General features: G+C 40.7%; 12 protein-coding genes. 8 read left to right on the forward strand and 4 right to left on the reverse strand.

Going from position 1 to position 13,159, the window contains the following annotated elements:
* Window positions 1-60 precede the first annotated feature (60 nt).
* Window positions 61-255 (reverse strand): hypothetical protein, encoded by a 195-nt coding sequence (locus JNUCC32_RS10290; RefSeq protein WP_192571921.1) that lies wholly within the window; start codon window positions 253-255, stop codon window positions 61-63.
* 105 nt (window positions 256-360) lie between these two features.
* Here JNUCC32_RS10290 and JNUCC32_RS10295 point away from each other — a divergent pair, with 105 nt between their 5' ends.
* The 8 genes from JNUCC32_RS10295 (at window position 361) to JNUCC32_RS10330 (ending at window position 8,463) form a co-directional block, all read left to right on the forward strand.
* Window positions 361-681, forward strand: coding sequence for a ribonuclease FAU-1 family protein (locus tag JNUCC32_RS10295; RefSeq protein WP_267132969.1), 321 nt, complete (start codon window positions 361-363; stop codon window positions 679-681).
* Between the two features lie 168 nt (window positions 682-849).
* Window positions 850-1,521: a cysteine hydrolase family protein gene (locus JNUCC32_RS10300; RefSeq protein ID WP_192571923.1), complete on the forward strand. Its 672-nt coding sequence runs from the start codon at window positions 850-852 to the stop codon at window positions 1,519-1,521.
* Window positions 1,522-1,685: 164 nt separating this feature from the next.
* The gene (locus JNUCC32_RS10305) at window positions 1,686-1,883 is read left to right on the forward strand and encodes a DUF6366 family protein (protein WP_192571924.1); all 198 of its coding nucleotides are present in this window, start codon (window positions 1,686-1,688) and stop codon (window positions 1,881-1,883) included.
* Between the two features lie 439 nt (window positions 1,884-2,322).
* Window positions 2,323-3,261 carry a GNAT family N-acetyltransferase gene (locus JNUCC32_RS10310; protein ID WP_192571925.1) on the forward strand — a complete coding sequence of 313 codons (939 nt, stop codon included), beginning with the start codon at window positions 2,323-2,325 and terminating at the stop codon, window positions 3,259-3,261.
* A 117-nt stretch (window positions 3,262-3,378) separates the two neighbouring features.
* Window positions 3,379-4,185: an aminoglycoside adenylyltransferase domain-containing protein gene (locus JNUCC32_RS10315; protein WP_192571926.1), complete on the forward strand. Its 807-nt coding sequence runs from the start codon at window positions 3,379-3,381 to the stop codon at window positions 4,183-4,185.
* Between the two features lie 192 nt (window positions 4,186-4,377).
* On the forward strand, window positions 4,378-4,830 hold the full coding sequence (locus JNUCC32_RS10320; protein ID WP_192571927.1) for a chromosome partitioning protein ParB: 453 nt from the start codon (window positions 4,378-4,380) through the stop codon (window positions 4,828-4,830).
* A gap of 48 nt (window positions 4,831-4,878) precedes the next feature.
* Window positions 4,879-5,910 carry a phosphotransferase enzyme family protein gene (locus JNUCC32_RS10325; RefSeq protein WP_192571928.1) on the forward strand — a complete coding sequence of 344 codons (1,032 nt, stop codon included), beginning with the start codon at window positions 4,879-4,881 and terminating at the stop codon, window positions 5,908-5,910.
* 501 nt (window positions 5,911-6,411) lie between these two features.
* Window positions 6,412-8,463: a peptidoglycan D,D-transpeptidase FtsI family protein gene (locus tag JNUCC32_RS10330; protein ID WP_192571929.1), complete on the forward strand. Its 2,052-nt coding sequence runs from the start codon at window positions 6,412-6,414 to the stop codon at window positions 8,461-8,463.
* Between the two features lie 1,125 nt (window positions 8,464-9,588).
* On the opposite strand, the gene JNUCC32_RS10335 is transcribed toward JNUCC32_RS10330, so the two are convergent.
* The 3 genes from JNUCC32_RS10335 to JNUCC32_RS10345 are packed head-to-tail and all read right to left on the reverse strand — an operon-like array spanning window position 9,589 to window position 12,890.
* Window positions 9,589-10,968, reverse strand: coding sequence for an extracellular solute-binding protein (locus tag JNUCC32_RS10335; protein WP_192572647.1), 1,380 nt, complete (start codon window positions 10,966-10,968; stop codon window positions 9,589-9,591).
* Window positions 10,969-11,009: 41 nt separating this feature from the next.
* On the reverse strand, window positions 11,010-11,879 hold the full coding sequence (locus JNUCC32_RS10340; protein ID WP_036663034.1) for a carbohydrate ABC transporter permease: 870 nt from the start codon (window positions 11,877-11,879) through the stop codon (window positions 11,010-11,012).
* Window positions 11,880-11,939: 60 nt separating this feature from the next.
* Window positions 11,940-12,890, reverse strand: coding sequence for a carbohydrate ABC transporter permease (locus JNUCC32_RS10345; RefSeq protein WP_192571930.1), 951 nt, complete (start codon window positions 12,888-12,890; stop codon window positions 11,940-11,942).
* Window positions 12,891-13,159: the final 269 nt, after the last annotated feature.

Raw genomic sequence — 13,159 nt, forward strand, 5'->3', positions numbered from 1 at the left:
AATTTCATTAAGCTAACGGGCAGGATAGTTTATTAAATTCACGAATACTCTACATATGGATTAATTTACGAAGTTCGTAGATAAGACGTTATCGGAAATTAATGCTATTTCTTTATCTTCAATACTTGTTTTTAATGGTTCTTTGACTTGATGAATAGTAATTAAGGTAATATGTCCTTTAAATTCGACTTCATCGAAAAACCTACATACAAAATCTTTATTTAAGTCTAATCGGTCTGCATGTTTTCTTTTCATTTCACACCCCCGAGATAACTTCCAAAACATCTTTTCTGTATAGCCGATAATGGTTATTATTGGATGCAGCACTTCCCCTCGGAATCAAATTACTGTGTTACAACGATGCTTAATGAGAAAAAAGAAATAATTCAATGGTATTTCGATATATCTAAGAATATTGGGATTAGTGATCAAGGAGTGCCTTTTGGGGATGATCTTTATTTAGATGAGATTGTTTTTCCTAATGGTAATTTATATATTAAGGATGAAGATGAACTTGAAGAGGCTTTAAATAGTAATGACATTGAGTTAGAGGACTATAACCTGGCAAAGAGTAATATGAAAGACTTAATTAAAGAAATAGAATCTATGGAAAACAAAATTATTAAGAATGGTTTAGAACATTTTAAATTTATATTGGAGGCATCACAAGGAAGGCATTAACATCCGATAACATTATATTCACACTTCGGGCCTTACGGCCCCTTGGTCCGGACAGATGCAATTGGCATGGAAGTTGATGCAGCCGGACACACTCGACTTCGTCGAGCGTCGTGAATACTGAGAACGTTATATGCAATTGGGGCAAATACGATTTTAGAAGGATGGTCAATGATGAGTAAATATACAAACCCTGATTATAACAATTGTGCGGTTGTTACAATTGATACACAGAATGATTTTAGTTTGCCAGGGGCTGTTGCAGAAATTGCAGGTACTGTTAATGTACTGCCTCAAATGAAGTTAATATTAGATGCATGCAGAAGTAGAGACATTCCGATATTCCACGTGATTCGATTATATAAGGAAGATGGATCGAATGTTGATATCTGCCGCAGAGAATTAATTGAAACAGGCGTTCGAATTGTAACACCAGGATCAACGGGAGCAGACTTAGTTGAAATGATTAGCCCGAAGAATTCAGTTCAGTTAGACGACAAGGAGCTCCTTCAAGGAACAATACAATTGATCGCAGATAATGAATGGGTAATGTATAAACCAAGATGGGGCGCATTTTATCAAACGAACTTAGAAGCATTTTTGAGAGTGAAGAATATAGATACACTGATTTTTATTGGGTGCAATTTTCCGAACTGTCCAAGAACAAGTATATATCAAGCAAGTGAAAGAGACTTTAAGGTGGTTATGATCGAGGATGCAATATCAGGCGTTTATGATAAGGGAATTCATGAAATGAGAAATATAGGTGTTAAAGTAACTAGTACAGAGGAACTCATAAGAGAATTTGCAAGCAGATCCGAAGAAGGCTCCAACAGCAAATAACAACATATTCACGCATCGCAACAGGAGGCAGGATAGTTTAAGATCTATTCAATGTTCAATTAAATCCCATTAAATAACATAAAAATGTTATTATTATACTACTGCATCAATAAATTGGTATTGGATATCTAATTAAAATTATTAACCTAGGGGGTACGTAAACAATGAGCAAAGATTATGAAACTCCTGAAAGAACAAGAGAAAGACTAAGACAAGAAGAATTGGAAAATAATCCATTTGGTCATATGAATCAAGGAAATAGTAGGGCTCGGTATAGTATAGTCGATTTAGGTTGGAAAGGCACTTTAGTATTAACTATTGTTATTATTGTCGGTCTTATAGTTGTTCAATATTTTTATTAATGGTTTTAATATTTGAGAAAACCAAAATTGTCGAGATACAAGATTTTTATTTTATTACCGATTGCCGTAAAGGAGAACATAAACCGATTACCGATTAGATGTTTTTAATACTTTAATGATGTCGAGGGACAAGAACATGGTCCCATAGAAAGTCGCTAAAATAGCGGCTTTTTTGTTTTATCGGTACAAGTTCTTGTCCCGAGCCGAGGACAAGAACTTGTACCGATTACCATAAAGGACAAAAACATGTTCCGATTACCGATTAGATAAATATCTAACTGTTTTTCCAATTTCATTAAGCTAACGAGCAGATTAGTTTAAATATAATTAATTTGTACAAGAAACCACATTTTACGTTCTGTTATTATTTTAATTGTGAGAACTCTACTTAATTTACAATCACTGCAAATCACGAACTCATTTATTAGGGGGATAACGTGTGCAATTAGTTAATTGGTCTGAAGACATAAATTTTTTTGATTTATCAAATGAATATTCAATTCGTAGGGCCGATCATGAAGAGTGGGGACTGTATTGTTCGGTTTATTATAATATGCGTTATAACGGTTTTTTCAGGGAAGAAGGTTTCAATACTCCACGAAGAAATTCTTTTTGGATCTATAAAGGAGAGTCAAGAATAGGTGGAGTAAGGATGGCACCAAATACTATTTATCATTTATTTTATATCCCCCCATTTAATAATTCATATGAGGTACTGAAGCTTCTTAAAAAAATGTTAATACACTGGTCTGATAGAACTAAACACATAAGAACCTTTGAGATTCTTCCAGATCAAGTTAATTTATTTACGAGAGCAGGATTTTGGCCAGATGAATTTAGATGTCGTTGGATGCAGCGGCCTACAGATCATTTTCAGGTTATTTGGGATAGTAATCTTACAGTTAAATGCCCTCAGATTAAGGAAGATGAGACGGGTGCAAAGAGATTCATTAACGAAGATGAAATTGCTTGGTGTGATTTTAATAGCTTCACAGGAGGTTTTGAAGCAGTACGGAGAAAAAAATCTTCTCTTGAAGATTTTATACCTAAGGAAGATCCTAATTTTACAAACGAGACTTTAGTTCAAGCTTCTACACTTATTTATGAAAAGGACACAGGTCAGCTTATTGCAAATTGTCGCCTATGTTTACAAGACAATCAAGCAGCAGTATACAGTATTGGCGTTATGCCAACTTACAGGGGAAGAGGGTTGGCTACACGTATGTTGAAAAGAGCCCTGAGTGTCCTAAAAGATAAATATCCAGTTCTAAGGTTATACGTAATGGAAGGAAATGACGCAGAATCAGTCTATCTTAACCTCGGGTTTATTCCTGGAGTACTGGAGATACAGAGTATGTATATTCCTTTGAATCAGTAGTAAAGTTGTCAAAAACATAGGTGTTTATATGTATTATTACCATAATCAGTGTCTCCGTGTTATTAACAATTAGATCAGATTAAATGTTTAGTTTATAGAACAAGGAAGTGATTTCTCTTGAGTGGATATAACTGGGATAATTGCCCTCTAGAAATAAAGGCACAGATTACAAATATAACGGATTTTTTACATCACACCTTGGACGAAAACTTGATTGGAACTTATCTTCACGGCTCAATGTGTTTAGGTAGCTTTCAGCCTTCTCATAGCGATTTAGACATGATAGTGATCACCCAACAACCATTAACTGCTTCTCAACGGTTAGATTTAATGAATGGGTTCCTGAGATTACATAAAAAGCCTTCACCAATCGAGTTAAGTATTCTGTGCTACTCAGACCTTAATCCATGGAGACACCCTACTCCATATGAGTTTCACTTTAGTGACTACTGGAGGCCCAAATTCGAGGTAATAGCCAGCGAGAATGATTTGGCATTCTGGGATTTTAAGGATATATATACAGACGGAGATATAGCATGTCACGTAACTTTGATAAACCAAAGCGGTATTTGTATCTACGGCCGAGCCATAAGTGAGACATTCCCTTTAGTACCTGAAAAAGATTTTTGGGACTCTATAGTCTGGGGCATTGATTATTTTAGCAAATTAGATGGAGAGCTTCTCGTTACAGGAATCCTCACACTTCTTAGAATTTGGTCATATAAAGAAAACAAAGCGATATATTCAAAAGCACAAGCTGGTGACTGGGCTATTGGATTAGTCCCCATACGATATCGTCACATCATTAAAAATGTTGTTGATTCTTATAACAATGAAGCTAAGCTAAAAGACTTTTTAGCGTCAGATCTAGATAATTTAAGGCACTATGTAATAAATCAAATCAAGGAGCCATCATTAAACTAACGGAAAACGATAGCTCAATAAGAACAAAAAGGAGACCCGTCCGCGTTGATCGGCTGCTTATGTTCAACTAACGGGCAGGATAATCCAAAAATTCAGAGAATAGCCTAAGTATGCACTTGATTTACGAAGTACTTGAATAAGACGTTATAAGAAACTCGTGAAATTCATCAATACAAAAAAAGGGGTTAGCAGATGAATGCTTTTACATTAAGCGCTGCAAATGAATATGCTCTGGCCAATGATATTGAAACTTGGGTCCATCTTTTTTTAAATGGAGAAGGCGATAATATAGTCATGTCAGAAGACTTAAAAAAGAAAAAACGATATTGGCTAGGACCTATTGAGATTGACATGAAATATCTGGAAAGAATAGTTGGTCCAGAAGAACATTTAGAATATGTAGAGGATATTAAATGGTGGAACTATAACATTGATCAAATTTGCAGTAGATTTGAATCTGGTTGGGACATGCCTCCATTAATTGCAAAAATTGAAAATGGAAATTTTAGATTACATGATGGTAATCATCGACTCGGTGCATTACAGAAATTAAACAAGGAAAAATATTATCTTATTATTTGGGACGATCATTCATATGGAAACATAATAAATCATTTAAAGAATTGTGGTATTGATATGAAATGATAGACAATATTTGAATGCTATTGATGTCGAGAGACAAGGGATCGTGCGATGAATCACCGAAAAACTGATCTCAATGGGGAAGGATGTGAAAGCGCTTTGGTTAGTAACGAAATCCTTTCGCAAGCAAGTAGAGCTTTCGATTTTGATATTCATTCAATAAAGTTTGTAAGTAACTCCACTAACGAAGTCTACAAATACATTAAAGACAGTAAGGCCTATTTTCTACGGTTGTCACCAAAACCAGTTGAATATGAAATGACGATTCAGGCTGAAGTTCAATGGGTTCGTTACTTAGTTGAAAACGGTGTTCGCACCTCATTGCCAATTCAAACAATAGAAGGCAACATGACGAAAGTATGCATAGATCGTGAAGAATGTTTTATTGCCGTTGTTTTTGAAGGAGTTCCTGGAAAGTTCTTTGATAGTGAACCAGAGTTATGGGGTTCGGGTTTGTTTAGTAAATGGGGCGCGACTATGGGGGCCATTCATAGTTTATCTAGATCATATGATCCAGGTGATCAAAGGTTCATAAGGAAGGAATGGAAACCAACAGAAATAAATAATCCTTATTTACAAAGGGGAAATTACTCTTTACTTCTTGGGAAGCTGAGAGCAATTGAAAAACAATTGAAAATTATGCCCAAGAACAAAGATTCTTACGGATTAATTCATAATGATTTCCATCCTTATAATTTTCTTATTGATCAAGGAGAAATCACGGTATTTGATTTTGATGATTCTGTTTACGGTTGGTTTGCACTTGATATAGGAATTGCTGCAACCCATGCTGTATGGTGGGGTTCGCATTATCAAGAATGGGAATCAAAAAATGAATTTGCTAAGCACTTTTTGTCTGCGTTTTTAGGAGGATACTTAAAATATAACAGGTTAGATTATGAATGGATCCGACTAATTCCTTTGTTTATGGATTATAGAAATATTGGGTCTTTCTTTTGGTGGCTTAGCAATTGGGATGGGAATGAAGATAATCTGTCAGAATTTCAAAAGAAAGCTATTATTGATGCGGTTCATTTAATTGAAAGAGATATGCCGTTTGACGGATGCAATTTTGAATTGTAGCAATATGAAATGAATTCATTCCGGCGGCATCATTTAACACGTTGTTCACGTGCAATCGCCTCTCGGCCCAGCTGGAGTTAGAAGTGGATTCGGCGATTACAGTAGCGAGGAAGCAGAATCAGCCGGACATATCCGCTCCGACTAAGTGCATCGCGCCTGGCTGCTTCGTTGCCAAGAAAAGTAATATATATCAGACGAAAAGAACATGAGTACTTTCAGAGTCGCATAAAATGCGACTTTTTTTATTTGAAGTACATAAGTTCTTATCGTAACTCAATGACATGGCGGGCTAATTCAATAAAAAAAATAGAGACACCAAACTTTCCGTATATAATTGGTGTTATTAATAATTAATGGACAATATTAAAAATACAGGAGATGTATAATGGATTATTCGTCAATAGCAAAGGAACCGCGTATGAATTGAAACCGAATGACGGTGAGCAATTACATTCATAACATATGAAAATGTTGAAATGTGGATAAAGGGGAGACGCATCCGTGAAAGGTTTTAAGCCTAAACGTAAATTAGAGGATGGAGATGCCGGCAGTCAGTTTAACTTGCGGGTTAATCTATTTTTTTTCAGCACGTTTATCATATTCTGTGTCATTATTATACGTCTTGCCATACTGCAGTTCGTTGAAGGACCTGAGCTGAAAGAGCTCGAAACCGGCGGGCAGGTTAAAAATTTTCCGCTTCAGCCGATTCGGGGTAGCATCATCGATGCTTCCGGAACGCCTCTTGCCTACTCAACACCCTCCCAAGCACTGTATTTAACGCTGTTAAAGGATTACAGTTCGTCTGAACGAGGGAAGAAGAACCGTCCGGAGATCGAAAAGCTGGCCGAGGAAATGGTCAAGGTCTTCGAACAGTATGGTGATCTTAAAGCCGAAAAGTTGACGGTAGATGATGTGATTAAAGCCATGGACCTGGAATTTAACAAGCAGCCGGGTTATGAGCCGAGGCGCATCAAAGCGAAGCTTTCAAACAAAGAAGTAGCTTATTTCATGGAGCATAAGAACGAGTATCCTGGTTTAGAGGTTGTTGAAGAAAGCCAGCGTCAATATAACCCGGACAAAATCGCCGTTCAAACCATTGGTTATTTGAGAGAGTTTCGCGGAAATAAGACACTGGAAAAATATAAGGAGATTGATGAGCAGAACAAAACGCAAAAAGATCCAGGACTCATCTACTCCGAGCAGGAGAAGGTCGGCGTAGACGGTCTCGAAATGATGTTCCAGGATGAGCTCCGCGGCAAGAACGGATATATCGGTATTCCGATTAATCCGCAGAACATGGCAGATGGAATTCCAACCATGATCGCCCCGGAGAAGGGGTATACTATCCATACAACCATCCATAAGGATATACAGAAGGTTGCCCAGCAGGCGATCATCGATCAGATTAAATGGCTGCATACCAATCCGTTTTCCGGGAAAACACATCCTGAGGCGCTTACAGGTTATGCGGTAGCGATGGAGGTGGACACCGGCAACATTGTTGCCATGGCCAGCATGCCAGATTATGACCCCAATGTATGGGAGCATGGAACCGAAGATTGGGAAACCGTTATGAAGTATTACGGTAATGGGACCGTCTCTCCATTTAACTCCGGCCGATCCGTCAACAATTTGGAGTCGGTTGTGCTGTTGGGTTCAACAGTAAAGCCACTAAGTGTACTCATTGGTCTTAATGAAAAATTGTTCGGTCCGAACGATTATTATTATGATGGCGGTGCTGCATTCTTTGGTAAAGATAATTCAAGGGTTCAAAACTCCGGTGGTAGAGCTTATGGATCTTTGAACCCAAGAAGTGCAATTGAACACTCCTCAAACGCTTTTATGGTTGATTGGGTTGGGGAAAAGCTGTGGAACAAATATGGCTCTGAGTCCGTTAAAAAATGGGATGAATACATGAAGAAATTCGGGCTTGGGGTTTCTACCGAATCCGGTCTGCCAAAGGAGCATAAAGGCATCATCGAATATACCAATATCGAGCAGGCGGGAAGTTATCTGGCTGCCATGGCATACGCTTCATTCGGACAGTCCGGTAAATATACGACGCTCCAATTGGCACAGTATGCCAGCACGCTTGCCAATCGGGGAGAACGCATCCGTCCGCAGCTTGCTAGCAAGATTGTAGATCAGGACGGCAATGTAATTAAGGAATTCAAGCGCGAAGTATTGAATAAAGAGGAATTCCCGCAGCAGTACTGGAAAGAAGTCATTGCAGGGATGAATACGCAGGGACTTCGAGCATTTGATGGTTTTAGATATGATTTTGCTAGAAAGACAGGAACATCAGAGCAGGATGTATATACAAACGGTAAAAGAAACAGACGAGAAAACGGAGTATTTATTGCCTTCGCTCCTCGGGATAATCCAAAACTCGCTGTCGCTGTAGTAATACCAGAAGGGGGCTTCGGTTCCCAGAGCGCCGCGCCGGTTGCCCGTAAAATTTTTGACACTTATGACGAGATTTACGGACTGGACGGTACGCCTCACCCTAAAAAAAACGAGGGTGAGAATGAGGACGGCAGTTCGAACGAATAATCGACAACAGCAAAACGGCAGCCAATAGTCTTGCAGGGTTGGCTGCCGTTTTTTTGTCATACATGGGTTTCCGGGGTCCGATGGATGTCGGGTGACAAAAACATAAGTAAGCAGAGTGGCTGTAAACGCTGAGGGAAAAGTTATTGGTTGGATAGCGGGATCCAGTAGTCATATCTCAATAAAAGGGGATGTCGAGATGAATTACCGGATTGAACAAAGAGGGGCGTTTGAGATGTTCGGCGTTTATGGTCTTGTTAGTCAGGATTTGCAAACGGCATTTACCAGCTTTAAATGGTACAAGAAAGAAAAGGACAAGTTTAACGGTACATACAAATGTATATGTGAATGCAACCCTGCCATACATATGTACAAAATACGAGTTTTGTGAAACAGAAGTTGAGAAAAGAATCGCCACAGCTGATTTTCATTTAGATTCGTATGAATCTGCTTAGTTTTTGCTTTCTATTTTGTTAAGCCGTTATAATCCTTTTTACTTGCGCATCTTCTATTTTATCGAGCAACTTTAACTTTCCAATTGGATTCTTTCTTCATTTAGATTCAATCGTTTGATTACAATTCATCTAATCTAAAGGCTTTAATCAAACTCTCAATTAATTCAGTCTAATATCGTCATTAATCGATCATTTTGTTCAAGTTTGTTTATGTGCCATTATAAATCATCATAATCATCGAATTTTGGTTGTTTCATTATTATTACGATTTCGCTTCACATTTTAGCGGAATTTCGCTACTGAGACATTTTTAATGTTTCGTTGGTTCTTAATCGATTTGATTTTTATTAATGCTCAATCTTATGAACTATTTTGTGCTTGCTTGTTATCATCCATCATCCTAATTTTTTTTATTAACTCTCCTCCCTCTACATCTTAATGATTTACCATTATATGTTATTTTATCCGCCTTGAAATATAAAAAAACCGGCCATATTCGGTCGGTTTTTCTCCCGCATGATCGGGACAATGCACGATTCACATAATATTGGAATATATTGTGCTGTTCGGCTCATATACTCATCATGATTAGCCCGTCTCGTCAAAGTCAGGGACAACGTGTAAGTCAACCACGCTTATCAAACCCATGCACCTGTGCAGTCCCCTCCTGTTTTTACTTCAGATTCGCAGACCACTTCTCGGCACGAGCCTGCAGATCATCCAGAAACTTCTGAATATCCGGCGCATTACCGGATGCTGCCTGGCTGATAAATCCGTTTATAGCTGGAGCGATGTCGCTCATATAGAACGGATTGGCTTCATCCATGAGCTCGGAGTGACCGACTTCCGCGATCTCAAGTGCCTTTTTCACGAATTTGTCTTCCGGTGTTACGAAATCGGCATTTTTGAGCGTTGGGGTACTGGAGAAGTTTTCATACATGTATTTTTGCGTCATGTAACTGGTCAAGAACTTTAACACTTCCCAAGATGCATCCACATCTTTGGCGTTCTTTGCCATGATGAACGGGTCAACCGCCACCCAGCCTTCGCCTTTAGGACCCATGTTCAGCACAGGTTCAAAACGGTCCAGCAGCTCCTTGTTCTGCTTCGACCGGTATTCACTCATCGTGGAGCCGCCGGTGGAATCCAGCGCGATGGCGATATTGTTTTTCTCGAGTCCGAAGTTCTCGGCACCCTGGGCATTCACGAACCCGGCCGGTGGCAGCTGTGCGGCTTCCTTCAGCCACTCCATCACTTTGACCATTTCCGGCGTATTCAGGTGCCACTTGATGTTCTTGATATCCTTCAGCGATCCTTCCGCTCCTTTGGCGCCATATGCAAGGGTTAATGCAACAAAGGTAGATCCGTTTAATGAGTTGCCGCTCCAATACAAACCGAAATTGTCTTCACCGGTTTTCGGGTTTTTGCCGGTCATTTGCTTCGCTTTCTCCAGAATTTCGTCCGGTCCCGGCTGTGCCGAGAGTGTTTCAACGCCCCAGTCTTCAAACAGCTTCTTATCATAAATCGTCATCCGGCGGCCAAGCACGGCAGGTATCCCAAATTGTTTGCTTCCGTCCGGCGACTTGGTGCTGTAGGAATTATTCATAATGCCTTCCAGATAGATGCTCGGGTCAAACGAAGTATCTTTTGCAATCAAATCGTCCAGGTCACGCAGCAGCCCTTCCTGGTACCATTGCGATGCAAAGGCTCCCCCGGTATACAAGACATCCGCATCGCCGGAGAGCAGCATGGCCGTTTGTTTGGCTTTTACGTTCTCCCAAGGGATTTGATAAACCTCCAGCTTGATGTTCGGATACATTTTTTTGAACGTTTTATCCAAATATTCGTTGAGCCCGATCGTCGGATTGCCTGTCAGCGCATCGATCCCGTTATCCAGCTGCCAGCCTGCCAGCGCAACGCGAACCGTTCCTTCCATATCCGATACTTTTTCAATTGTAACGCCGCCTGTCACATCTTTACCTGAACTGCCTGAACAAGCGGCCAATGTAAACACCAGCACGAATGACAGGATCAGCAGCACAGCTTTTTTCATCACGTCAACACCCCCGCATAATTTTAGCTTTACTTTCTGAATTACTGCTTGATACCGGACAGCGCAATGCTTTCGATAATATAGCGCTGCAGGAACATATAGACGACGATAACCGGAATGAGGCTCGTGGTTGTGGCCGCCATAATAATGGATGGCTGTTGGTTAATACCGTTGTTGTACGTAAACATGGCTAAACCGATCTGGATCGTGTACTTGGCAGCCGATTTCAAGATCAGCAGCGGCCACAGCATATCATTCCATACGCCCAAGAACAGCAGAATGACCATGGTGGCGATAATCGGCGTACACAGCGGCAGATAAACCCGGCTGAATACCGTAATTTCCTTGGCTCCATCCAGTACGGCCGCTTCCCTTAAACTGCTGGGTAATTGATCAAAGAACGCTTTGGCTAAAAAAGTACCGAACGCATAGTTCATGGCCGGCAAATAAAATGCCAGATAATTGTCGACCAACCCGAGTTTACTGAACAAAAGATACTGCGGAATCATGGTCATTTCGAACGGAATCATCATCGTGCTTAGCGCCAGCAGCAGTACGAAATTAGCTCCTTTGAAGCGAAGCTTGGATAAGGCATAACCGGATAATAATGCGGACAACGAGCTGATGATAATGACCCCTGCGCTGACAAGCGTGGAATTGCCGATATATCGGAACATATTGATGTTGGTGAAAGCGGCTTCATAGGTTCGGATTGAAGGCTCCTCCGGCCATATTTTCGGCGGGAATGAAATATTTAACCGTGCGGCCCAATCGAAGCTCGTTACCAGCATCCATAAGAATGGCACAATCATAATGAATGAACCTACCAATAGGACCAGCGTTAGCATCAGCTGTGGAAGCGTGATTCGTTTACGGCGCACCGGCTCCTTGGGCAAGGCTGAACTGCTCATAGTTACCCTCCTGTCTTCTGGAATAAGGTTCCCCTACGGATCCGAAAATGGATAATGGGATTAATCCAAGCTGTCTTTACGTCGGTTGAGCAGCATGAGGAACACGGTTAAGATGAGTATGATGACGAATAACAGATAGGATACGGCCGTAGCCAGCCCCATCTGCGAAGAGAGGAATGCATTTCGGTAAATATACAGCACCACGGTCATCAAGCTTCCCCCAGGATTACCTGCGGTTCCGCCGATTAACCATACATCCGTAAACCGCTTCATTCCGCCGATGGTTCCCATGATGAGCATGAACACAAAGATCGGACGCAAGTATGGAATCGTTATATACCACCATTTCCGGTACGTGCCTGCACCGTCGACCTCGGCAGCCTCATAGAGATCCCGCGGGACGCTTTGCAAACCGGCCAGAAAAATAATGGTGTTATATCCTAGTGCACCCCACAAGCTCATCATCACGATACTGTAACGCGCGACTTCCGGGTTCGTGAACCAGCCGACCGGATCGATGCCGAACAAACCAATCACGAAGTTGATCAGCCCTTCCTTGGACGGAAAAAACAAGAAAGAGAACAACAAGCTTGTAGCAACGCCGGATACGACGTTAGGCAGAAAATAGACCGCTTTGAAAAAGTTGCGTCCCAGATGCCATTTCAGATTATTAATCAGGCTTGCCAGAACAAACGAAAGCGCGATCCCTAGCAATACGGACCATATCCCCATGACGAACGTATTTGTAAGCGCTTGCCAAAATAAGGAATCCTCTAACGCGTAACGATAGTTGCTCAGGCCCACCCAGTTTCCGGATAAATTGAGCCCGGAAGTCTGATGAAAACTCATAAACAGTGCGGCAAACATGGGATAAATGGCAAATACGATGACGCCGATAATCAGAGGGGCGCTGAATAGATAGCCCATCCAGTCATTGCGCGTAAATCTGAACTTTCGTTTTGCCCAATTTCCATGTTCCGCAGTCCATTTCCCTTCTGGGGTGGATGACAAACCGATCCTCCTCCTTTCGTTAGTAACCGGATCCATTCCGGCAATCGGACAAGACGTTCATGTCCATTCTGTACATGGTTATGTGGATGAATCCGGAATATGTGTTATTCTTTTTTTCACAGACGTGAATGAAAGATCAACACCTTAAAGCGATTCTTTATCGGCAGTGTATGCAGCTGCCCGCTTCCGGGTGTATGCCTAGGTTGAACCCCATATCGATACGCATAAAAAAAGCACAGCCTCCAATAGGCTGTGCTTTTTTTATTCAA

This window comes from Paenibacillus sp. JNUCC32 (assembly GCF_014863545.1).
Taxonomy (GTDB): domain Bacteria; phylum Bacillota; class Bacilli; order Paenibacillales; family Paenibacillaceae; genus Paenibacillus_AQ; species Paenibacillus_AQ lautus_A.

What these genes read in the sequence shown, in the direction of transcription:
- JNUCC32_RS10290 (WP_192571921.1), bottom strand. Translation starts at nt 255, where the DNA reads ATGAAAAGAAAACATGCAGACCGATTAGACTTAAATAAAGATTTTGTA.
- JNUCC32_RS10295 (WP_267132969.1), top strand. Translation starts at nt 361, where the DNA reads ATGCTTAATGAGAAAAAAGAAATAATTCAATGGTATTTCGATATATCT.
- JNUCC32_RS10300 (WP_192571923.1), top strand. Translation starts at nt 850, where the DNA reads ATGATGAGTAAATATACAAACCCTGATTATAACAATTGTGCGGTTGTT.
- JNUCC32_RS10305 (WP_192571924.1), top strand. Translation starts at nt 1,686, where the DNA reads ATGAGCAAAGATTATGAAACTCCTGAAAGAACAAGAGAAAGACTAAGA.
- JNUCC32_RS10320 (WP_192571927.1), top strand. Translation starts at nt 4,378, where the DNA reads ATGAATGCTTTTACATTAAGCGCTGCAAATGAATATGCTCTGGCCAAT.
- JNUCC32_RS10325 (WP_192571928.1), top strand. Translation starts at nt 4,879, where the DNA reads ATGAATCACCGAAAAACTGATCTCAATGGGGAAGGATGTGAAAGCGCT.
- JNUCC32_RS10335 (WP_192572647.1), bottom strand. Translation starts at nt 10,968, where the DNA reads ATGAAAAAAGCTGTGCTGCTGATCCTGTCATTCGTGCTGGTGTTTACA.
- JNUCC32_RS10340 (WP_036663034.1), bottom strand. Translation starts at nt 11,879, where the DNA reads ATGAGCAGTTCAGCCTTGCCCAAGGAGCCGGTGCGCCGTAAACGAATC.